At 63.6% G+C, this 22116-nt stretch carries 22 protein-coding genes and 2 pseudogenes; 20 read left to right on the top strand and 4 right to left on the bottom strand.

What is annotated here, in order from left to right; translation table 11 throughout:
- Nucleotides 1-440 precede the first annotated feature (440 nt).
- From PG5_RS19905 to PG5_RS34965, 4 genes and pseudogenes are all read left to right on the top strand, one after another.
- Complete coding sequence (locus PG5_RS19905; RefSeq protein WP_020798912.1) at nt 441-1340, top strand: DUF3577 domain-containing protein; 900 nt, start codon at nt 441-443, stop codon at nt 1338-1340.
- 187 nt (nt 1341-1527) lie between these two features.
- Nucleotides 1528-2355: a DUF932 domain-containing protein gene (locus PG5_RS19900; protein WP_042955534.1), complete on the top strand. Its 828-nt coding sequence runs from the start codon at nt 1528-1530 to the stop codon at nt 2353-2355.
- A 90-nt stretch (nt 2356-2445) separates the two neighbouring features.
- A pseudogene (locus tag PG5_RS34970) lies at nt 2446-2792 on the top strand (DUF3275 family protein); the annotation flags it as partial.
- Nucleotides 2790-3170, top strand: a pseudogene (locus tag PG5_RS34965) (DEAD/DEAH box helicase); the annotation flags it as partial. The pseudogenes PG5_RS34970 and PG5_RS34965, both read left to right, overlap by 3 nt.
- A 123-nt stretch (nt 3171-3293) precedes the next feature.
- On the opposite strand, the gene PG5_RS35385 reads toward PG5_RS34965, so the two are convergent.
- Nucleotides 3294-3569: a 4-fold beta flower protein gene (locus PG5_RS35385; RefSeq protein ID WP_077748605.1), complete on the bottom strand. Its 276-nt coding sequence runs from the start codon at nt 3567-3569 to the stop codon at nt 3294-3296.
- A gap of 21 nt (nt 3570-3590) precedes the next feature.
- Complete coding sequence (locus PG5_RS19885) at nt 3591-6272, bottom strand: AAA family ATPase (protein WP_042955531.1); 2682 nt, start codon at nt 6270-6272, stop codon at nt 3591-3593.
- Between the two features lie 269 nt (nt 6273-6541).
- On the opposite strand from PG5_RS19885, the gene PG5_RS19880 reads away from it, so the two are divergent.
- From PG5_RS19880 to PG5_RS19850, 7 genes are read left to right on the top strand one after another with little or no spacing between them, the layout of a single operon-like run.
- Complete coding sequence (locus PG5_RS19880) at nt 6542-7075, top strand: PilL N-terminal domain-containing protein (protein ID WP_042955530.1); 534 nt, start codon at nt 6542-6544, stop codon at nt 7073-7075.
- The gene (locus tag PG5_RS19875) at nt 7072-7725 is read left to right on the top strand and encodes a hypothetical protein (RefSeq protein WP_020798907.1); all 654 of its coding nucleotides are present in this window, start codon (nt 7072-7074) and stop codon (nt 7723-7725) included. Before PG5_RS19880 ends, PG5_RS19875 begins: the two co-directional genes overlap by 4 nt.
- A gap of 9 nt (nt 7726-7734) precedes the next feature.
- A complete protein-coding gene (locus tag PG5_RS19870; RefSeq protein ID WP_020798906.1) occupies nt 7735-8460 on the top strand; it encodes a TIGR03759 family integrating conjugative element protein in 726 nt (241 codons plus the stop codon).
- Nucleotides 8442-9023 carry a lytic transglycosylase gene (locus tag PG5_RS19865; RefSeq protein WP_077748604.1) on the top strand — a complete coding sequence of 194 codons (582 nt, stop codon included), beginning with the start codon at nt 8442-8444 and terminating at the stop codon, nt 9021-9023. The genes PG5_RS19870 and PG5_RS19865 overlap by 19 nt, the downstream gene beginning before the upstream one ends.
- On the top strand, nt 9020-9547 hold the full coding sequence (locus PG5_RS19860) for an integrating conjugative element protein (RefSeq protein WP_020798904.1): 528 nt from the start codon (nt 9020-9022) through the stop codon (nt 9545-9547). Before PG5_RS19865 ends, PG5_RS19860 begins: the two co-directional genes overlap by 4 nt.
- A gap of 10 nt (nt 9548-9557) precedes the next feature.
- Complete coding sequence (gene traD, locus PG5_RS19855; protein ID WP_020798903.1) at nt 9558-11732, top strand: type IV conjugative transfer system coupling protein TraD; 2175 nt, start codon at nt 9558-9560, stop codon at nt 11730-11732.
- Nucleotides 11729-12478 (top strand): TIGR03747 family integrating conjugative element membrane protein, encoded by a 750-nt coding sequence (locus PG5_RS19850; RefSeq protein WP_020798902.1) that lies wholly within the window; start codon nt 11729-11731, stop codon nt 12476-12478. Before traD ends, PG5_RS19850 begins: the two co-directional genes overlap by 4 nt.
- Nucleotides 12479-12560: 82 nt before the next feature.
- On the opposite strand, the gene PG5_RS19845 is transcribed toward PG5_RS19850, so the two are convergent.
- Both PG5_RS19845 and PG5_RS19840 read right to left on the bottom strand, forming a co-directional pair.
- On the bottom strand, nt 12561-13910 hold the full coding sequence (locus PG5_RS19845; RefSeq protein ID WP_020798901.1) for a type II toxin-antitoxin system HipA family toxin: 1350 nt from the start codon (nt 13908-13910) through the stop codon (nt 12561-12563).
- The gene (locus PG5_RS19840; protein ID WP_042955529.1) at nt 13907-14170 is read right to left on the bottom strand and encodes a helix-turn-helix transcriptional regulator; all 264 of its coding nucleotides are present in this window, start codon (nt 14168-14170) and stop codon (nt 13907-13909) included. The genes PG5_RS19845 and PG5_RS19840 overlap by 4 nt, the downstream gene beginning before the upstream one ends.
- A 291-nt stretch (nt 14171-14461) precedes the next feature.
- On the opposite strand from PG5_RS19840, the gene PG5_RS19835 reads away from it, so the two are divergent.
- The 9 genes from PG5_RS19835 (at nt 14462) to PG5_RS19795 (ending at nt 22106) form a co-directional block, all read left to right on the top strand.
- The gene (locus PG5_RS19835; protein WP_020798899.1) at nt 14462-14836 is read left to right on the top strand and encodes an RAQPRD family integrative conjugative element protein; all 375 of its coding nucleotides are present in this window, start codon (nt 14462-14464) and stop codon (nt 14834-14836) included.
- Complete coding sequence (locus tag PG5_RS19830) at nt 14833-15066, top strand: TIGR03758 family integrating conjugative element protein (RefSeq protein WP_020798898.1); 234 nt, start codon at nt 14833-14835, stop codon at nt 15064-15066. Before PG5_RS19835 ends, PG5_RS19830 begins: the two co-directional genes overlap by 4 nt.
- A 72-nt stretch (nt 15067-15138) precedes the next feature.
- Nucleotides 15139-15441 carry a TIGR03745 family integrating conjugative element membrane protein gene (locus PG5_RS19825; protein WP_238706179.1) on the top strand — a complete coding sequence of 101 codons (303 nt, stop codon included), beginning with the start codon at nt 15139-15141 and terminating at the stop codon, nt 15439-15441.
- 15 nt (nt 15442-15456) lie between these two features.
- On the top strand, nt 15457-15852 hold the full coding sequence (locus PG5_RS19820) for a TIGR03750 family conjugal transfer protein (RefSeq protein WP_020798896.1): 396 nt from the start codon (nt 15457-15459) through the stop codon (nt 15850-15852).
- The gene (locus PG5_RS19815) at nt 15849-16529 is read left to right on the top strand and encodes a PFL_4703 family integrating conjugative element protein (protein ID WP_020798895.1); all 681 of its coding nucleotides are present in this window, start codon (nt 15849-15851) and stop codon (nt 16527-16529) included. Before PG5_RS19820 ends, PG5_RS19815 begins: the two co-directional genes overlap by 4 nt.
- A complete protein-coding gene (locus tag PG5_RS19810; protein ID WP_020798894.1) occupies nt 16526-17416 on the top strand; it encodes a TIGR03749 family integrating conjugative element protein in 891 nt (296 codons plus the stop codon). Before PG5_RS19815 ends, PG5_RS19810 begins: the two co-directional genes overlap by 4 nt.
- A complete protein-coding gene (locus PG5_RS19805) occupies nt 17406-18830 on the top strand; it encodes a TIGR03752 family integrating conjugative element protein (protein WP_020798893.1) in 1425 nt (474 codons plus the stop codon). The genes PG5_RS19810 and PG5_RS19805 overlap by 11 nt, the downstream gene beginning before the upstream one ends.
- The gene (locus tag PG5_RS19800) at nt 18811-19245 is read left to right on the top strand and encodes a TIGR03751 family conjugal transfer lipoprotein (protein WP_020798892.1); all 435 of its coding nucleotides are present in this window, start codon (nt 18811-18813) and stop codon (nt 19243-19245) included. The genes PG5_RS19805 and PG5_RS19800 overlap by 20 nt, the downstream gene beginning before the upstream one ends.
- Complete coding sequence (locus PG5_RS19795; protein WP_020798891.1) at nt 19245-22106, top strand: conjugative transfer ATPase; 2862 nt, start codon at nt 19245-19247, stop codon at nt 22104-22106. Before PG5_RS19800 ends, PG5_RS19795 begins: the two co-directional genes overlap by 1 nt.
- Nucleotides 22107-22116: the final 10 nt, after the last annotated feature.

Here is a 22116-nt window from a genome sequence, read left to right as displayed (position 1 = left end):
CTGGCCCATTGTCAGTATCGGTAATTTAAGCCCAACAGCCAATCTTTTTGATCCCGGGGATGCTGCCTCGTGAAACACTTTTGCTTGCGTCTCCAGCTCGCTTTTGGTGGCGAATCGTTCGGAGTCTGCTATTGCGGCGACTGACGAATAAGGTCACCGGCAGTAGCCGATTCCCCCTGGCCGGGGACATCGCACAGCGCCAGGCTCACCTCATGTTCCGCTGACGTCGTCAGCGACATGCCAGGCAGCTTCGGTCTTCAAGGCTGCCCACGGTTCCCCCGTGTGACCGACCCCGTTCGCACCGCATCCCTCGCGCGAACAACTACCGGCTTGCCGATGGTGGATGCAGATGTTCCTCAACCCACCGCGGGGTTACGCACCTCCCCGCCTTGGGTCGGTGTGTCTTCGCTTTCTTGTTCTCAAGTCAATGGAGATTCACCATGACCCACACTGCTTCCAACCAGAAGTCGTACTTCGATATCCACACCTCCGGCATCGGCTACATCCAGCGTGCCCGTGAGGTTCCGGTGAATGGCGGCCGCAAGGCGCAACCCTTCCTCGCCTGCACCATCGCCGCGCTGGTCGGCCCTGCCAAGGACCCGGTTCTGCGCTACTTCGACGTGAAGGTCTCCGGGGCCGAAGCCAAGAAACTGGTCCAGAACTACATCGGTGTCGATGATCCCAAGCATCGCCCGCTGGTGCGGTTCCGCCTGGGCGACCTCTGGGTCGATCCGTTCATCCGTCCCAGCGGCGAGCACAAAGGCAAGGCCGCTGCCAGTCTCAAGGCCCGTCTGCTGAAGGCCGAGTTGATCGACCGCGCCGAGCTGGCACAAGTCGAACAGCATGAGCTGATCACCCACGGGATCGGCTACCTGAATCGTCCCAAGGACGTCACGCCTAAGGATGGTGATCCGTTCCTGGCGTGCTCCATCGGTGCGCTGGCCGGGCCAGTCGATGATCCGGACTACCGCTACATCGAGACCATCGTCACCAACACGGATGCCCAGCACCTGGTGCGTCGCTGCGTCCAGGCCGTCGAAGCCGAGAAGAAGGTGCTGATCGCCTTCAAGCTCAACGACATGCGGGCCGATCCGTACCTACGCACCAAAGGCGAGAAGGCCGGTGAAGCGGCTGCCACGCTGGAGTCCAAGCTCATCCACATCGGCCTGGTCAAGGTCGATGGCGAGCAGGTCTACCCGCTGAAGTCCGAGGCACCCGTCACCGAAGACGCACCTGCGCCCGAAGAAACGGTTGCCGCCGAGGACGAAAACGAGGGGCCGCAATCCAGCGAACCCGAGCAATCACCTGTCGAGGAGCCCGCTCTGGCGGCTTCGTTCTAGCCCGCGAGGCCCGTCCTGGGCCTTGTCCTTCATCCCTCGTCCATGCCCCGGCACCTCGGTGTCGGTGGCATGCGATCGAGCTGTTTTCCACCCCGCCCCGCTCGCGGGGCTTTTCATCCCATGCAATCACCCGTGCCGGGCTGCCCGCCTCCACGCGCCGATTGCCGCATTGTTCAAGGAGTCAGCCATGCAACTCGCATCTCGTTTTGCACCCCGTTCTCCGATACTGCGCGCGGACCGTCCCCTGTCGGACGATCAGATTCGCTCGGTGGTCCCGTCAATCTTCGCGGAAACCCCGCATGAAAGCCGATCCGAGCGTTACAGCTACATCCCCACCGCCTCCGTGCTCGCCGAGCTGCGCAGCGAAGGATTCCTACCCTTCATGGTGTGCCAGACCCGCGTGCGCCATGAGGACCGCCGCGAATACACCAAGCACATGCTGCGTCTTCGCCACGCCAGCCAGATCAACGGCGACGAAGCGAATGAAATCATCTTGCTGAACTCGCACGACGGCACCAGCAGTTACCAAATGCTCGCCGGCATGTTCAGGTTCGTCTGCCACAACGGACTGGTCTGCGGTGACACCCTGGCCGACGTGCGCGTGCCCCACAAAGGCAACGTCGCGCACCAGGTGATCGAAGGTGCCTACGAAGTCCTGAAAGGCTTCGAGCGGATTCAGGAGTCCCGCAACACCATGCGCATCATCACCCTGGACGAGGGCGAGCAGGAAGTGTTGGCCCGCTCTGCACTGGCGCTCAAGTACGACGCGCCCGACAAGGTGACGCCGATCACCGAGGCTCAGGTGCTGACGCCCCGACGCTTCGACGACCGGGGCGGCGACCTGTGGTCCACGTTCAATCGCATCCAGGAAAATCTCATCAAAGGAGGTTTGAACGGACGCAGCGCCCAGGGTCGACGCCAACGTACCCGGCCGGTCCAGGGGATCGACCAGAACCTGCGGCTCAACCGCGCGCTGTGGATGCTTGCCGAAGGCATGCGCCAACTCAAGGCCTGACGCCGCTTCCTCGTTCCATCAACGGCACGCCACCTGGTTCCTGACCAGGTGGTCGCCTTTCTTCATCCCATCCACACAAGGAGAAACACCATGGATTCCACGGTAGCCCCCAGGGCAGCCTCACCCATCATAGTTCCGGGCCAGCTCACGCTGCGCACGATTCGCGGCCGCAACGGCCCGTTCACGGTCGGCCGCCTCACCACGCACCTCGGTGTGTTCGAGGTGAAGGATGCAGAACTGGAGCAATACCCCGAAGGCAAGTACGACGGGGAGTTCGTCATCCGGTACATCTACCCGAAGGCCTACCCCACCGGCGGCGGCATGCGGTTCGAGATCCGCGCCAACCTGGATGGAATGACACTCTCAGGCCTCGACAAGCTGAGCCGCTACGAAACACGCGGCTTCGCCTCCAGGACGTCGATCCGCTCGATGAAGAGGCCTCTCGCCGTGGGGGCTGGATCGCCGAGCAGCTGGACCGCGGCATCAACGTGCCCATCACCAATTCCGAGCCGGTCAAGACTGGGCTGGACCTGTTGGAGTTCCCGACGATCGTGCTCCTTCAGTCGGGCTACCACGTGTACTCGTTGCAACAGGCCGCGCGGCGCTCATGGCGTATCGGTCAAAAGCAGCCGGTCAAGGTGATCTACCTGGGCTACGCGGCCACCTCGCAGATGACCTGCCTGGAGCTGATGGCCAGGAAGATCATGGTGGCACAGAGCACGTCGGGAGACGTGCCTGAATCCGGGCTCGACGTCCTGAATCAGGATGGCGACTCGGTGGAGGTAGCACTGGCACGGCAGCTCGTTGCGGCCTGATCTACCTGCGTATGCCGGCGGCCTATCGGGCTGCCGGCCTCCTATCATCACGGCCTCTCCACAGGGGCAAGAATCCCTCCCCCCCAGTCCACGGCCCCTAGCGGGCCGTTTTTGTGCGTTGCTTTAGTCTGGTATATCAGGCTCATTGCCCCATATAGCTGACCCAGCTCGTTGAGCTTTTGCCGTTCCGGCACGGCCTGCTGATGCAAAGGGAGAGCTGACTCCAGCGCTATGCGTGGAGCGGTACACAAGGCGATCACCGATGATAGTTCCCACATAGCGCCCGTCAATGCCATAGACCTTTTCGCCTTTAATGCGACCCACTACCTTTCCAGAGCGGCTATAAACTGTGTTGCTTGACACTTGGAGGGGCTTTCCATTTTTCGTGTAAAGATCCAAGTCTTATCTCCGTTATTGCAACTATGCCTCTGTGTTTACGAACACTTTTTTTGCTGCCCTGCGCTTCTGGCCTCGCTCGTTTTCGAATTTCCCCTTCGCTTTCTTGGCGAATTGGACCAATGCTGTGGTTGATTCAACGTCTTTGATCAACTGGTCTGGTTCAGGGATCGGGAGCTGATGCTCACCGTTGGTGTCGTGAGCATCCGTCGCCTCGCAACACCTGTCGTAGATATCCATGAGTTGCTCCCATTCCTCTTGCGACTGATAGAACACTGCGCCATAGCTATTGACGGACACCTCATCCGAGAATGGGAGGATGGTTTCGTTCATATACACCTCACGAACCGCTCGCTCGATAGTTCCTCTTAGCTTCGTGTAGCAATCCTTCGTACGGTTTTTCAGCGCTTCGCTCAGGTAGTCTCCCGCTTCAGCCTGAATCTCTTTAGCAGCCCCTCCTACCTCATCCAAGCGAGCTTTCCAGTCCGCCGTTTCCCACGTCATGCCTTCCTTCACATGACCTGGATACTTCCCATCCCAGCCTATCGTGAGGTAGTGAGCTGGCTGTTGAGCTTTAATTATGGTTCGGCCCAAGTCGCCCAGAAAGACCGCATCGTGCGTAAAAATGATGAGCTGCCGTTCTTTTGCGAGTTGAGTCAAGCGGTTCGCAATACTCCGGCGATGGTGATGATCCAGCGACGTGGTGGGATCATCAAACACGATGGTAGAGGCATGACCTTGCAAGCGCGACTCAGCCAGGAAAATGGCTAATCCCATCACTCGTTGCTCGCCCTCCGAAAGCACCAGATGTGCCCCGTTTTCACAGTCCTTTAGCTTCAATGTGACCATGGTTTGGCCGGCATCAGCATTCGTGCGGCCAGAAATGAGCGCTTCTACTCGACCTCTGAATCCTAGCGCACGTAACTCTTCATTCATGCTGTCGGCCAATGCGTTGGTCACATGCTTGGTTGCAAAGGCGGTAGCTTTTCTAGACAAGCCTCGGCTGTCTAAAGATGCGTAGCAGTCCGATAGCTTTTTGTGGGCTTGCGCATCGCCGACATACTTAAGCACCTCCTGAATCCGCCCAGACAATCGTTCCCGTGCCTGAAGTTCAGTCCTCTCCTTTTCCAATTGCTTCTTGGCTTCTTGGTCCAGAGCCTTTCGGAATTCTTGGGCGCGGACTCGCAACTGTTGTACTTTCCCGGAAAGTCGAACGTCCAAAGTTTCCCCCTCTGGGAGGGCCGGACGCGGGGCGTCCCAGATTCCAGTGTGAACCGCCTGCTGTGCCCAATCACGCCGAGCATTCCATTGGCAGACTGACGTCGCAGCGAACAAGGCCAACACTGGATCAATTTCGTTCAACTGTTGTGCCGTGATTTGATCAAGCGGGACGAAATTGGCCTCTGCAATTTTCTTCATGGTGTCATCCATGAATTCGGCGGCGCTCTGTACGTTGCGCGAGGCTTCGTTGGCAATGTATTCCGAGAATCCTCTCAGGCGCGCCTTCGTATCCTGCTCCAGCGACGTTTGACAAAGAACGCACTTGGCGTCATCGCCAAGATAGGGGTGATCATGTCCAACGTAAGCATGCTCCGTTGAGAACTTGGCTGCTGCCTCAAACAGCAATTTCCATGCATCGTTGCCCGTTCCTGTAAGAAGCTCCGCTTCCTGCCCATTTTTTCGATGGTGGAGTTGTTGCTGTGCCAAGCTCCAAGCTTCCCGGGCTTTCAGAAGACGGTCGTGGCGGTTCTTTACTTCGTCTAGGGCTGCATCTGTGACATAGCGTTGAGCGGCTCGCGCGGTAATGGAAGATGTTTCCAGTCGCTGAGCTAGCTGCTCGGCTCTTTTGGCTTCAGGCTCGGGGTCCATAGTGGCGAGAATCCCATTGAGATCGACAAGTCGCTGGGCCTCCCCTTCAGTTACCGTAGCGAGCTGTTTTAATCGATCTCCATCACTGCCAGAGCCTAGCTGTGCAACGATGGCCCCGACTTCGTGATTGCCCAGAAGGTCATTAAAGGCTGTCTTGTCCAAGCGGATTGCATCGCGGTCTCGACCAATCTGGGCTTGGATTTCACGCTGTACCGCAATGAAGCGGTTCAGCTGCGGTAGGCCGTATGGCTGATATTCACTCGCACCTTCTTTTGCCAGATAGTCACTACCACAGGCGCTGTCATAAACAGCCACCTTGGCCAAGGCTGAATCAACGTCTTGACCTTGTACCCATTCAACCTGCCTTGGATTGCCGTCCTCCAAAAAGACCATACTGGCCGATGGAATTGGTCGAGGTTTCGTGCCATCGAATGCGTTTGGAAGAACCGCCGTTCGATGGCGCGCACGGCAGATGTTCTTCAAAACACGGGCGAAACCCGACTTGCCTGCACCATTCTCGCCGAACAGTATGTTCAGCCTATCGGGCATCAGTTCCAGTCGTCGACCTTGAGGGAAGCGGTTGACGTTCTGCATGTTCTCCAGATAAAGCAGTCGAACGCTGCCACTTCCAGCCACCGCGGGGAGATGGCCCGCGTTGAGGGGGATCGGACGTGCATCGGTCTGCGGGCCACAACCATGCTTTTCTTTGACAAGATCAATCAGTTTTTGAACTTCCGCTGGGGAAACATTTCCGTCAATGAAGACACGGCGGAGGGCGTCGCGCTGCCATTCCTCCAGTCCCTGGGACCATTCCAGAATCTCATTCAGTAATTCCATTTCACTCTCTCTTGACCACGCACCCAAGCAAGGTAGCAAAATGCCATAAAACCTTCCACTTACCCCCTGTCGCACGCTGATTGTGGAGACGTCGCGCCTAGTCGTTTCTTTCCGGTACATAAGGACGCACTTTGTGTTTAGCCATGTAGATCATTGCGATTGGCCGGTGTGAACTGAAGGAAATCGGCAACACAGCAATTCCCTTTGTTTGCTGATATAGCCTCGCAGGATGGCGATGGTGTCGGCTCGACCTTGCAGAGAGCCGAGCCATGCACGCCGCCCTTTCCTACTGCAGTTGCCTACTGCTGGCCGTACTGGCGGCCGGCTGCGCAACGCCCCCACCACCTCCCGCCCCCGATGAGGTGGCAGCTCCGGCACCGGAGTACATTCCGGTCGTCCGCTACGGCCGCTACACCCTTGTCGAACTGACCCCGACGGCCGCCCAGCAGGATCTGCTGTTGCAGGTAGTCGACGTGTCCATTCCCGACACCCTCAACGCGAACGTGGCCGACGCGCTGCGCCATGTGTTGCAGCGCTCCGGCTACCAGCTCTGCAACGGACGTGAAACCGATGCGCTGAACAGCCTCCCGCTGCCGGCAGCGCACTACCACCTCGGTCCGCTGCAACTGCGCGATGCCCTGCTGATCCTGGCCGGGCCGGCGCGGACACTGCACGTCGATCACGCCACGCGCCGCGTCTGCTTCAACCAGCCCCTCAACACGCCTGCCGAACCGACGCCCGCCACCGCGGATACCGCTCCCCTGGAAGGCCCCTTCCCTGCCGTGGAGGAGCCCCAGCCATGACGACGATGCCAGGTAGTGGGCAACACCGGCACAGCACGCTGATGCGCGTCGCCGCGATCACCTGGCTGCTGCTCATCAGCACCGCCGTCGTGATCGATCACGTAGCGCTGTCTGGTCTGGCAGCACAGGTCGAAACCAGCGCGCCCGGCCTGCAGGTCGCCGTGCTGGAAAAGCGGCTGGCCGAACTGGTCCAGCAGGTCGAGCAAACCCAGCAGCAACCGGCAGCACTACCCCAGACGCGCTATGAGGTCGAGCAGCAGGTGTTGGAGCAGCGGCTGAACACGATTGAGCAGGCACTCGGCAGCCGCCCGACAGCGGAAAACCTGCTGCCGCTGCAAGCCCGCATCGAGCAGCTGGAAATGCGGCTCAGCGCGCCTCGCCCGACGCCAGCGGCCACGACCCGACCACGAGGTGCCGCCCCCGCCAAACCGAAAGCCGCCAAGTCGCCATTCCGGGTGATCGGTGTCGAGCTGCGCGCCGGAGAGCGGTTCCTCGCGATTCTGCCATCCGCCTCGAGCGAGCTCTCGCAGGTTCGTTTGCTGCGTCCCGGAGAGGCGGAAGCCGGCTGGCGCCTCGAAACCACCGAGTGGAGCAGTGCCGTGTTCCGGCACGGCGACGACACCCGCCGCCTGCCCGTTCCCGCGCAGTAGGAGGGGCAAATGAGGCAGCGCCATATCGTCCCCGCACTGATTGTCCTGCTGACCAGCGGCCTCACCCAGGGTACGGAAAACCTCGCCACCAACAATATTCTCAGCCACGAGCGGCCGGTGGTCACCGAACGCGGTGACGAACAGCATGCGCGCGATTGGGGCCTGAGCGCCGAGGAATGGACACGCTACCGGGATCTGATGCAAGGGCCCCTGGGTGTCTATTCGCCGAACATCGATCCGCTCACCGCGTTGGGCATCGAGGCACGCTCCGACCAGGAACGGCACCGCTATGCTGAGCTGCAGGTCGAGGTCGAAGCCAGCCGCGTCGAAAAGCTGCTCGCGTACCAGCGGGCTTACGATGCCGCCTGGCAGCGGCTCCACGCCGATATGCCCCGCGTCATCCTGCCCGACGCCGAGGCGGCATTCTCGCCGGTTGTGCCAGCAGCGAACGGACGGATCACCGTATTCGTCAAGGACGCCTGCCCCGCCTGCGATCAATCCACGCTGCGACTGCAGGCAGCCGGCATGGAATTCGACATCTACGTCGTTGGCAGCCGCGCCGATGACGCCCATATCCGTGCCTGGGCACAGCGCATCGGCATCGACCCGGCCAAGGTTCGCGGCGGCCAGATCACACTCAATCACGACTCGGGACGCTGGCTATCGCTGGGCCTGCCCGGCGACCTGCCTGCGGTCGTGCGCCAGGTCGGCGGCCAATGGCAGCGGCAGCCGTAATGTCGCGCCAAGCCGTGCTCATGCTGCTGGCCTGCGTACTGGCCGGCACCGCCCAGGCGCAGGAAATCCCACCGCCGGTCTATCAAGTCGCCGCGCAGCACGCCGGCATTCCCTCGACCGTCTTATACGCCGTCACGTTGCAGGAAAGCGGCATCCGCTTACGTGGCCGCCTGGTGCCATGGCCGTGGACGCTTAACGTCGCCGGCAAAGCGCAGCGCTACGCCACCCGCGCCGAGGCCTGCGCAGGGCTGCGCCAGGCACTCAGGCGCACACCCACCACCCGCATCGACGCCGGTCTCGGCCAGGTCAATCTCGGCTACCACCCGCAGCGCTACGCACGGCCCTGCGACCTGCTTGATCCCTACCGCAACCTGGCCATCGCCGCCGAAATCCTGCGTGAGCAGCACACCCCAGGCGACGACTGGCTGCTCGCCATCGGCCGTTACCACCGCCCCGCTGGCGGTGCGCCGGCCGCGCGCTACCGCCACAGCGTCGGCCAGCACCTGGCCCGCGTGCTGGGCAAACCCCGGTTGGAAATCACCTCCCGAAGGAACCTGCCATGAAATCCCTGCCCACCCTCGCCGCCTTTCTCTCTCTGCCGTGGCTGCCGGTAACTGTTCAGGCCGACACGTTGATTGTCGTCGCAGAACGGGGCGGCACCTCGGCCTTGCGGTACTACGAAGCGCTGAACCTGCAACCTCGTAGCAGCATGGTATCGCCACGCATCGAGATTCCGCGCCCGCCAGCCAAAGTATTCAACGAGTCCGACATGCTGCCGGTGCGCTCGATGCGGCTGTCGCCGGGCGATGTGGCGCGTCGGGTGATCGAAGCGCCGGGACTGCCGCCGTTCTTTCTCGTCGGCGACGACGAACGCTCGCGTGCCTGGCTGCGCCAGCGAGCACTGCGCCTGCGCGAACTCGACGCGGTAGGCCTGGTGGTCAACGTTGCCTCGGCCGAGGCCCTGGCCGCGCTACGGGCGCTGGTGCCCGGACTGCCGCTGGCACCGGTTGCAGGCGACGACCTCGCCGAGCGCCTTGGCTTGCGTCACTACCCGGTGCTGATCACGGCGACCGGCATCGAACAGTGAGGCGCCGGCCATGGCCCAGCCCCACGCGATCGAGGTGCTGCTGCGACCAGCGGTGGAGCTGTACACCGTGGCGGTCTGCGCCGCCGCCGCGTTGCTGTCCGTGGCGGCACCCTGGTCGCTCGCGCTGAGCCCATCGATTGGCCTGGGCAGCGCACTGGCCTTCCTCGCCTTCGGCGCGATCCGCCTGCGTGATGCCATGGTCATCCTGCGCTACCGGCGCAATATCCGCCGACTGCCGCGCTACGTGATGACCAGCCGCGATGTGCCGGTCAGCCAGCAACGGTTGTTCATCGGCAAAGGCTTTCGCTGGGAACAACGGCACACGCACCGCCTGACGCAAACGTTCAGGCCCGAATTCCGCCGCTATGTCGAGCCCACGCCTGCCTACCAGTTGGCGCGCCGCCTGGAGGAACGGCTGGAGTTCGCGCCGTTTCCGCTGTCGCAACTGGCCAAGCTCACCGTCTGGGACATCGCGCTCAACCCGGTGCGCCCGCTGCCGCCGGTCGGTGGTCTGCCGCGACTGCACGGCATCGAACCGAACGAAGTCGACGTGAGCCTGCCGCTCGGCGAACGGGTCGGGCACTCGCTCGTGCTGGGCGCGACGCGGGTCGGCAAGACCCGCTTGGCCGAATTGTTCGTGACCCAGGACATTCGGCGACGCAACACTGCAGGCGAGCACGAGGTGGTGATCGTCTTCGATCCGAAGGGCGACGCGGACCTCTTGAAACGCATGTACGTGGAGGCCAAGCGCGCCGGGCGCGAAGGCGAGTTCTACGTCTTCCACCTCGGCTGGCCGGACATCAGTTCGCGCTACAACGCGGTGGGCCGCTTCGGTCGAATCAGCGAGGTGGCCACGCGCATCGCGGGGCAGCTTTCGGGTGAGGGTAACTCGGCCGCATTCCGGGAATTCGCCTGGCGCTTCGTCAACATCATCGCGCGTGCCCTGGTCGAGCTGGGGCAGCGGCCCGACTATCTGCTGATCCAGCGGCATGTCGTCAACATCGACGCGCTGTTCATCGAATACGCGCAGCAGTACTTCGCCAAGCACGAGCCGAAGGCCTGGGAAATCATCGTCCAGCTCGAAGGCCGGCTGAACGACAAGAACATCCCGCGCAACATGATCGGTAGGGAAAAGCGCGTCGTCGCGCTCGAGCAGTACCTGTCTCAAGTCCGCGTCTACGACCCGGTGCTCGACGGTCTGCGCAGCGCCGTACGCTACGACCGGACGTACTTCGACAAGATTGTCGCCTCTTTGCTGCCACTGCTGGAAAAACTCACCACCGGCAAAACCGCGCAACTGCTCGCGCCGAACTACTCCGACTTGTCCGACCCGCGGCCGATTTTCGATTGGATGCAGATCGTCCGCAAACGCGCAGTGGTCTATGTCGGTCTCGATGCGCTCTCGGATGCCGAGGTCGCCGCGGCTGTCGGCAACTCGATGTTCGCCGACCTGGTATCGGTCGCCGGCCATATCTACAAGTTCGGCATCGACGATGGTCTGCCCGGTTCGCTGGCGGGAGCCAGAGTCCCGATCAACGTCCACGCCGACGAGTTCAATGAACTGATGGGTGACGAATTCGTGCCGCTGGTCAACAAGGGCGGCGGGGCCGGGCTACAAGTCACGGCCTACACCCAGACGCTCAGCGACATCGAAGCTCGCGTCGGCAACCGCGCGAAAGCGGGCCAGGTCATTGGCAACTTCAACAACCTGTTCATGCTGAGGGTGCGCGAGACCGCGACCGCGGAACTGCTCACCCGCCAGCTGCCGAAAGTGGACGTCTACACCACGACACTGGTCAGCGGAGCAACCGACAGCTCCGACATCCAGGGCCCGACCGACTTCACCTCCAACGCGCAGGATCGCATCAGCACCGCCAGCGTGCCGATGATCGAGCCCGCGCACGTGGTCGGCCTGCCGAAAGGCCAGGCGTTCGCGCTGCTGCAAGGCGGGCAGCTCTGGAAAATCCGCATGCCGCTGCCCGCCCCCGACCCTGACGAAATCATGCCCGACGACCTGCAGCAACTCGCCGGCTACATGCGTCAGCACTATGCCGAGGCCGGAGACTGGTGGGATAACCAGGACCTGCCAGGCCTGCAGGATCAGCCGCTGCCCGACGACCTTGTCGACGGCTTCCGCCACCTGGTCGACACGGACAATACCGCCGACAGCGAGACCCGGCCATGAGGGAGCCGGCCGCCACCACGCAGCGCGAGCAAACCCGCCAACAAGGTTTTTTCGCGAGTGTAGTCAGCCTGCCGCTGCGCATGCTCGGCGTGCTGATCGGCTCGCTGCTGCTGTCGATCATCATCGAGTGCGTCGGCATGCACCTGTTCTGGCCGGAGCAAGGTTGGCACCACGCCCAAGGCATGCTCAACTACGAGCTGAACCACCTTTCCAACCACTTCAGCCGTAGCGCCGTGGTGCAGGAACCAGGTCGAACTGCGCACCAACTGGTCGAGGGCACCTACGAATGGATCTTCGTGAAGAGCGGGCTGCTCGACTGGATGAGCCAGGCATCGGCGCGCGCCCGCGCACCCAGCCATAGCCATGCCCGGGACTTGCGTTACTACATCAGCCAGGTCTACGTCTGGAGCGAGAACTACCTGATCGCCGCCGCATTCACGACGCTGACGTTCATCGTCCGGTTGCTGGTCCTGGTGCTCACGCTGCCGCTGTTCGTACTGGCGGCCTTCGTTGGGCTGGTCGATGGCCTGGTGCGGCGCGACATTCGCAAGTTCGGCGCGGGCCGCGAGTCGGGCTTCGTCTACCACCGCGCCAAAGCGAGCCTGATGCCACTGGCCGTCCTGCCGTGGATCATCTACCTCACCTTGCCCATCAGCGTGCATCCGTTACTGGTGCTGCTGCCGAGCGCAGCGCTGCTCGGGCTGGCGGTGAACATCACCGCGGCCAGCTTCAAAAAATATCTTTGATTGCCAACCAGTGCGTGGCGGTGTTTGAAATCCCCCTGCGGACTGCACATGCTGCCGACCGAGGTACAGGTCGAACAGAGGATTAGCGCTTACGACGCGGTGGCGCCAGCAGCTCCGACCGTCCGATCGTCACACCTGACTTCTCTGCGGGCTCGGGGTCGGAGAATCCTGCCGCCGCGATGGCAACATCCAGCCCCCTGAATTGCACCGCCCGTTTGGGATCGCGCAGTGACGACATGCCTTGGTTCCACGCATGCACCATCTGCTTGGCAACGGTGTGCCAGCGAGGCTCGTTCCTGGCCGCCTCGATCACCTCCTCACCCACGATCACGGCCGATTCGCACAGGCGCTCGATCATCTCGGCATAGCGCCGTGGTGCGATGCCCAACCGCGCATTGAAGAATCGCTCCAGCGTCTTCCCCGCCGCCCAGGTCTGGCGGCCGTCGATGGGCAGACCCGGAGGGTTGTTCGCGTAACGCGGGTAAGCCTGTGTCGTCACGATATCGTAGACAGGTGTGTAGCCCACGTCAGTCAGCGAGGTGTAGTACAACGCGATGTTCTTTGCATGACAGTCGGCATTGCGTACCACGTAGTTGATCAGCAGGTGCCAGCCGAGCTGCTCCAATTGCGCACGTACCTGCGCTGCCGGCAGATAGGCGCGCGTGGCATTGAGGATCTTCTCGGTGGTGGTCGCGTACTTCTCGTGCGGCGGCAAACCCAGCAGACCACAAGCGTCTTCGAGCCCGTGGGTGGGAACGCCGCGCTCATCGACGTCGAAGCGCTCGACCACCAGCACACGACCGTCGTCAGACATGCGCGTCTTGGCAACCGGCACGACATTGAGCCGCTCCAGCACACGCATGCTGTAGAACTCGTTGAAACCGAGATAGGGCGTACTGTCGTCCGAGCCCTTGATAATGTGATGGCTGGTGCGCAGCGTGGGTTTACCCAGCGGATCGGTCACGCCAGACAGAGCGTCTTGTGGCGCGATGAATTTGGGCACCACGCCCGAGATCGACGCGCGCGCGTAGCGGCGCACCAGCGCGGCGAAGTGCTCGGTGGTGTTATCGGCTGTCAGCAGGCGCTCGACCTGCAGCGGTTCCATATCGGCCCCCGGCTTGCCGCCTTCGGGCGTGAGCGTGACCCGTCCGATACCCATGCCCCCGACCACGGCCAGCAACGACAGATCGGTGCCATCGAGCAGCGGACCGAACTCCTCTCGAATGATGCCGAGCAGGTAGCCTTCGGGCAGGTTCTGGCGGAAGAAGGGATGCAGGTCGCGCGGCCAGCGCCAGGGTTCCTCGCGCACCGGCATGGTCAGGCTGACGAAATCGGCTGGATCGGTGCCGGGAAGGTACTTCAGGACGTACTCGTCACGCTCACGATAGAGCTGGGCCGTCGTCTTGCCGCCGACCTGCACGTCAAGCCTCATGAGGCATCACCTCGGCGTTGTTCGGCCAGGATGTCCTCTACCGTGCGTACATGGCCGGGTCTCACGAGCTTCAGGTCGTAGCCAGCCGCTTCGAGCAAGCGAACCAGGATCGATACGCTCATATCACCCTTGGCCAGGGTCTCCATACGGGCTACCGTAGAACGTGCAACGCCGGCCCGCTGAGCGAGTTCTTCCTGGCTCAGGTCGGCCTCCCGGCGAGCGGTTTTGAGCATCTCGGAGACGTCAGAAAGCGTTGTCACTGTAGCCCCCAGGCATCAAAATTATTCTATAAAGGCAATAATGTAGCCCAAAAGGCACAAAAACAAAAATTACTCACATACCCCAATCCGCATTGAGTGCCAACCTACCCCAGCCGTTCACCCCTGTCCCGGCATGATCCGTTCGTGGCTCGTCGTGATCGAGCACAGCCACCGACATCTCCACGCCTGCGTAGCCAACAAGCCGATCATGACCAATCCCGCATTCATTGCGGCATCAACCTCAATACATGAAGAACATTTCGCCATTCCTCGCACATCGTGGATTGGCAAATGTCGATGCGACTTCTCTCACCAGCCAACAGGCACCCCGCGCCCGGTCTGATCCTGGCACTGCTGCTCGGCCTGCATGTTTCCGGCCACGCCTGCGCCGACGACTCCACGCCCGAGCACGCCCGACTCGTCGCCGCACTGCGTCAGCTCGACAGCATCGAACGGCTCGTCGCTCAGCAAGCCGCGCAACCGCACGACGAACGTGCCCGCTACCACTTCGACTACGCCCGCCTCGCCGCCGACCTCGAACGCATGCGCGCCGGCATCCGCGACTACCTGAGCCCATCGCGTGCCCAACCGCGTGACCCCGCCGTGCTGCTCGGCGACTACCGCCAGAGCGTAACCCCGCCTCCTGAAGCGGACGCCGCGCCATGAACGCCGCGCAGACCGCCGCCTTCCAGGCCAACAGCGGCGTCACCCCGTCCGATGTGTCCGTCGTGCTGATCGGTGCGGTGTTCGCCGTGCTGCTCGTGTGGGGTGTCTGGGCGATGCGCTCGGCCTACGTCGGCTGGGCAGATGAACAGCTTTCCCAACGTCAGTTCCTGGTCGTCGTGGTGCGCTTTGTCGTGCTGTACCTGGCGCTGACCTTTTTCCTGCTCTCGTAAGAGGTCGCCATCATGCAGCCGCTCTACCCTGTCTTGCGCCCCCACCGCTTCGCCCACCGGGTCACGCTGTCGATGCTCGGCGTACTGGGACCACGCGCCCATGCCGCCCTGCCCACCCTGGAAAGCCCATCGCGCGGCACTGGCACGGGCATCATGCAAACGCTGCAGAACTACGGCTACGACATCGTGATGCTCATTGCGCTGCTGGTGGTGGCCTCGATGTTCGTCGGCGTGTGCTACCACGCCTACACCCGTTATGCCGAAATCCACATCGGTCGCTCGACCTGGGGCCAGTTCGGCCTGACCGTGGCCGTTGGCGCAGTCCTGCTGGTCGTCGGCATCTGGCTGCTGACCGAAGCCATCGGCGTTCTCTGAACCGAGGATGCCGGCATGACTGAAGACATCCGCCCGGACGGGACGGTGGCATTCCTGCCCCACCGTCTCAACCGTCACCCGGTGGTGGTTCGCGGGCTGACGGCGAATGAACTGTGGGTCTGCGCTGGCTCGTCAGGTGTGATCGGCCTCGCCACCGGAATTCCTCTGGCCGTCCTGTTCGCGACTATAGCCATCGTCCCCACGACCATCCTGCTGACGGTCGCCGCTGGCATTTTCATCGGTGGCGGTACGCTGCGCCGGCTCAAGCGTGGCCGCCCCGAAACCTGGCTGTACCGGCAGTTGCAGTGGGGGATCGCCGTTCATCTGCCGCTCCTCGCCCCCTTCAGCGGCGGTCACAGGCTGGTGATTCGCTCCGGCTGCTGGAGCACACGCAGGAGCAAAGCGCTGTGAGCCGGTTCAAGAACGAGGTGCTGCGGCTCGAAGCCCACATCAAGACCCTGCGCATCGGGGCTGTCGTGCTCGCCGTGCTGGCGCTGGTCATGGGTGTCGGCTGGTGGAACGCGCCGCGCGACCTGACCATCCATGTACCGCCGGACCTGCGCTCCGGCAGTACGCGCAAGTGGTGGGACGTGCCGCCCGAGAGCGTTTACGCCTTCACCTTCTATGTGTTCCAGCAGCTCAACCGCTGGCCCACCAACGGCGAAGAGGACTACGCGCGCAACCTGCATGCGCTCTCTCCGTACATCACCCCGGCCTGCCGCGCCTTCCTGCAGGCCGACTACGACTACCGCCGCAACACCGGCGAACTGCGTCAGCGGGTGCGCGGCATCTACGAGATTCCGGGTCGCGGCTACGGCGATAACCCCAGCGCACGGGTGCGGATCCTGTCTGATCGGGACTGGGTGGTGACGCTCGACCTCAGCGCGGACGAGTACCACAGTTCGGAACAGGTCAAGCGGGCGCTGGTGCGCTACCCGATCAAAGTCGTGAGCGTGGATGTCGACCCGGCGCACAACCCGTTCGGTCTCGCGCTCGACTGCTACGAGGGAGCCCCACAGCGCATCGCCACTCCCGCACCGGAGACACCCGCCCGCAGCGGCCTGGGGCAGCAAGGAGAAACGCCATGAAACATCGAGCTCTCACCTGGCTGGGCGCGCTGGCCATGCTGGCAACGCCCATCGCACAAGCGGTGGAGATCCTGCGCTGGGAACGCCTACCGCTTACCGTACCGCTCGTGATCGGCCAGGAACGCATCGTGTTCGTCGAGCGCAACATCCGCGTGGGCGTACCCGCATCGGTTGGCAACCGCCTGCGCGTGCAGAGCGCCGCCGGTGCCCTCTACCTGCTGGCGAGCGAACCAATCGAGCCGGTACGGCTGCAACTGCAGGACGCCGATACCGGCACCGTGCTCCTGCTCGACATCGCCGCCGAGCCCGCTCAAGAGGGCCAGCCGCCCCTGGAGCCGGTGCGCATCATCGAGACCGCATCACCCGCCGCACGCACTGATGCAAGCGAAGCAGGCAACGACAGCGCCGCGGCTGCCCAGCCCGTGCGCGAGACACCGCAGCCCGTCGTCCTGACCCGCTACGCGGCGCAGAACCTCTACGCACCGCTGCGCACCGTCGAACCCGTGTCGGGTGTCACACGCGCCACTCTGCGCCGTGACCTCCCGCTGGACACCCTGCTGCCGACGCTTCCGGTGCAGGCCCAAGCGCTCGCGGCATGGCGTCTGGACAGCCTGTGGGTCAGCGCCGTGCGCCTGCGCAACACCGCCTCGCACTGGATCGACCTCGATCCGCGCGCGCTGCAGGGCCACTTCCTCACCGCGACCTTCCAGCATTCGACCCTGGGGCCGCGCGGCACGCCGGACGACACCACCGTCGTCTACCTGGTCACCCGTGGGCACGGGCTGGTGCAGGCCCTGCTGCCGACCCTTGCACCGGTCGATGCGTCACTCAACCTGCCGGTGCCGCAAGCACCCGGCTTCGACGATGGAGGCCGCAATGCACAGTAACGGCCTGCTCAAGTGGTTGATGATCCCGCTGGCGCTCTTGTTGCTGTTCGTCGGTGTCAGGCTGTTCTCCGGCAGCAGCGACGCGCTCATGGCGCCGGAGGAAGCGGTCCGGCTCACGCCCGATGAAGCCAAAGCGCTCGGCATCGAGGGCGACACCCCGCGCGACACCGTGGCGACCTTAGTCGCCCAGGTCCGCCAACTGCGCACCGAGCTGCAGACCGCGCTGAGCGACAACAAGACCCAGCGCGAAGAAAACCAGCGCCTGCGGCAACGCGAAGGTGCCATCGACCGGCGCATCCAGAGCGCACTCGAAACCGAGCGCAACCAGTTGCACCAGGACCGCGAACAGGTCGCCAGCGAGCGACAGCAAACCCAAGGCCTGCTGCAGCAATTGCAGCAGCGCCTCGACAGCATTGGCAAGGATGACCCCGCCGACCTGCCGGTGGGCCTGGGCCTTGAACCGGGCGACGGCCTGGGTGGCGACGCGCTGCGCTGGATCGAGCCGGACGACCGGCGCGACGACGGCCAGCAGCGCACCTCCGGCAATGCCGGCGACCCCAGCTTCCCGACCCGCTTCGGGCCGGCACAGAAGACCCTCGAAACCACAGCTGCCTCAGTCGTCGATTCCGGCCGCCGCGCGGCGGGCGTACCGGAGACGACGGCCGTCTACACCGTGCCGAGCAACGCCACGCTGATGGGCTCTATCGCCATGACGGCACTGATCGGCCGCGTGCCGATCGACGGAACCGTCAACGATCCCTACCCCTTCAAAGTCCTGATCGGGCGGGACAACCTCACGGCGAACGGCATCGACATTCCCGACGTGACCGGTGCCGTCGTCAGCGGCACGGCGTCCGGTGACTGGACCCTCTCCTGCGTACGCGGACAGATCCGCAGCGTCACATTCGTCTTCGAGGACGGCACCATCCGTACCATTCCAGAAGACGGCCAACGCGGTGCAAACCGCCAACAGAACAACAACGGCAACAACACGCAGGACGGCCTGGGCTGGATCAGCGACCCGCACGGCATCCCCTGCGTCAGCGGCCAACGGCGCAGCAATGCCCAGCAGTACCTCGGCACCCAGGCGCTGATCACCGCCGCCGGTGCCGGCGTCGCGTCGTTGATCGACTCCGACAGCGGCCAGGTCTCCTACATGAGCAGCGACGGCTCTGTCGGCACCGTGGGCATCGGCGCGAACGAAGCCATGGGCCGCATCCTCGCCGGTGGCGTGCAGGACATGTCCGCCTGGGTCAATAAGCTGTACGGCCAAGCGTTCGCGGCGGTCTACGTCAAGCCCGGTGCCAAGGTGGCCGTACATCTCGAAGAACCCTTGACCATCGACTACGACCCGAAAGGTCGCCGGGTCGATCACCGCCTTGGAGGACTGCCCCATGTGCAAGATCTGGACTGACGGCCTGGCGTTGCTCGGCATCGCGCTCGTGCTGGGTGGTTGCGCCACCAGTAAGGAGGATCTGTTGCCACACGACGACAGGACCATGCTCGACATCTGGAACGTCGAAACCAGTGGCAGCGCGGGCGGCGGTCCGGCGGCCCGGCAGTTGCTCGATGCGCGCCAGGCCCTGCGCCGGCCGCTGACCGAGGCCGACGTGCAGGCCACGCCGGGTGTGCAGGCGCGCTACACCCGCACGGCGGCCAACGAAATCCACCGGCAGTTTCACCGGCTGCCGAACCCCGATCTGCTGATGTATGTGTTCCCGCACCTGGCCGGCAGCGACCCGGTGCCGGTGCCCGGTTACACCACAGTGTTCCCCCTGTATCAGCGGGTGCAGTACGCACTGCCTGGCGAACGGGTGGAGGACTACTGATGGCCTGGCCCCTGTTCAAGCGCCGGCCGCAGACCGAGGCACCGGGTCCGCCTGCTGATGCCTGGAGTCGTCACGTCGAGGCGCTGCGCGCCCACGGCATTGCCGAGCCCGGCACCACACATACCCGGCACCGGCCCGCAACCCAGGCTGACGAGCAGGCGTGTTACGACGTCGCTCCCTCTTTTACCGACCTGCTACCGTGGGTGGAATACCTGCCCGAATCGGGGTGCGTGTTGCTGGATGACGGCACCTCGGTGGCGGCCTTGTATGAGCTGCTCCCGGTCGGGACCGAGGGACGTGAACCCGACTGGCTGCTTCAGGTCCGCGACACCCTGGAGAACGTGCTGCAGGACTCATTCGACGAACTGGAGGACAACCCCTGGGTCGTGCAGCTCTATGCCCAGGACGACACCAGTTGGGATCGCTACCTGGATGAGCTGCGCGGCTACATCCAGCCCCGCGCCCAGGGTACCGCCTTCACCGAGTTCTACCTGCGCTTCTTCGCCCACCACCTGCAGGCCATCGCCAAGCCAGGTGGGCTGTTCGAGGACAGCACCGTCACCCGCCTGCCCTGGCGCGGCCAGGTGCGGCGCACGCGGATGGTCGTCTACCGTCGTGTCGGCCAGGCACCGCAGCGCCGCGGGCAGACGCCCGAGCAGGCCCTCAACCGGGTCTGCGACCGCCTCGTCGGCGGGCTGGCCCATGCCGGCGTGCGCGCCCAACGCCTTGGCGCGGCAGACATCCACGCCTGGTTGCTGCGCTGGTTCAATCCCAATCCAACCCTGCTCGGCCCCGCCGCCGAAGACCGCGAGCGGTTCTATGCACTGACCCGCTACCCGGACGAACAGGAGCCCGGCGAGATCGAGCTGGCCAGCGGCAGGGATTTCAGCCAGCGCTTGTTCTTCGGCCAGCCGCGCTCGGATGCCGCTCAGGGCTTGTGGTACTTCGACGGGATGCCGCACCGCGCGATCGCCGTCGATCGCCTGCGCACACCGCCGTCGACCGGCCACGTCACCGGCGAAACCCGCAAGGGCGACGCGATCAACGCCCTGTTCGACCAACTGCCGGAGGACACGATTCAGTGCCTGACGCTGGTCATCACCCCGCAGGATGTGCTCGAAGCACACCTCAACCACCTCGGCCGCAAGGCCGTGGGCGACACCCTGGCCTCGGAACAGACCCGCGCCGATGTGCAACAGGCCCGTGGCCTGATCGGCAGCGCCCACAAGCTGCACCAGGGGGCACTCACCTTCTACCTGCGCGGCCGCGACACGGCGGAGCTGGAGGCCCGCGGCCTGCAACTCGGCAACGTGCTGCTCGGTGCCGGACTGCAGCCGGTGCGCGAAGAAGATGAGGTCGCACCGCTCAATACGTACCTGCGCTGGTTGCCCTGCGTCTACGACCCGGCGAAAGACCCACGCCAGTGGTACACGCAACTGATGTTCGCCCAGCACGCCGCCAATCTGGCACCGTTGTGGGGGCGCAGCCAGGGCACGGGCCACCCGGGTATCACCTTGTTCAACCGCGGTGGCGGCACCATCACCTTCGATCCGCTGAACCGCCTCGATCGGCAGATGAACGCGCACCTGTTCCTCGCGGGGCCGACCGGCTCCGGCAAGAGCGCGACCCTCAACAACCTGCTCAACCAGGTCACCGCCATTTATCGGCCACGGCTATTCATCGTCGAAGCGGGAAACTCGTTTGGCTTGTACGGCGACTTCGCCGCGCGCCTGGGGCTCACCGTCAATCGCGTGAAACTCGCCCCCGGGGGCGGAGTCAGCCTCGCCCCGTTCGCCGATGCGCACCGGCTGGTGGAAACACCCAGCCAGGTACAGACGCTCGACGCCGATGCGCTGGACGAAGACGAAGACGACGCGGCGGCAGACGGCGACGAGCAGCGCGACGTGCTCGGCGAGCTGGAAATTACTGCGCGGCTAATGATCACCGGCGGGGAAGACAAGGAAGAAGCGCGCATGACGCGCGCGGATCGCAGCCTGATCCGCCAGTGCATCCTCGACGCCGCCCAGCATTGCGTGACCGAGCAGCGCGCAGTACTCACGCGCGACGTGCGCAATGCGTTACACGAGCGCGGCCGCGACACGACCCTGCCCGAGAGCCGGCGTATGCGTCTACTGGAAATGGCCGATGCGATGGACATGTTCTGCCAAGGCAGCGATGGCGAGATGTTCGACCGGCCGGGCACGCCGTGGCCCGAAGCCGACATCACCATCGTCGATCTCGCCACCTACGCCCGCGAGGGCTATAACGCCCAGCTCTCCATCGCCTACATCTCGCTGATCAATACGGTCAACAACATCGCCGAGCGCGACCAGTTCCTGGGTCGCCCGATCATCAACGTGACGGACGAGGGACACATCATCACCAAGAACCCTCTGCTCGCGCCCTACGTGGTGAAGATCACCAAGATGTGGCGGAAATTGGGCGCATGGTTCTGGCTGGCGACGCAGAACCTGGACGACCTGCCCAAGGCCGCCGAACCGATGTTGAACATGATGGAGTGGTGGTTGTGTTTGAGCATGCCGCCGGACGAAGTGGAGAAAATCGCCCGCTTCCGCGAACTCACCCCGGCACAGAAAGCCTTGATGCTCTCGGCGCGCAAGGAATCTGGAAAATTCTCGGAAGGCGTGATTCTGTCGCGCAGCACAGAACTGCTGTTCCGCGCAGTGCCACCCAGCTTGTATCTTGCGTTGGCACAGACCGAACCCGAAGAGAAAGCCGAACGTCACCAACTCATGCAGGAGTACGGCATCAGCGAGCTGGATGCCGCCCTCAAAATCGCTGAAGTCATCGACCGGGCGCGCGGTATCACTCCACTGTCGCTGGACTGGGCCACCCACTGAGGAACGCCAC

Origin of the sequence: Pseudomonas sp. G5(2012) (genome assembly GCF_000408945.1) — a bacterium.
Lineage (GTDB): Bacteria > Pseudomonadota > Gammaproteobacteria > Pseudomonadales > Pseudomonadaceae > Aquipseudomonas > Aquipseudomonas umsongensis.
This window is presented reverse-complemented; position numbering and strand designations above follow the sequence as displayed.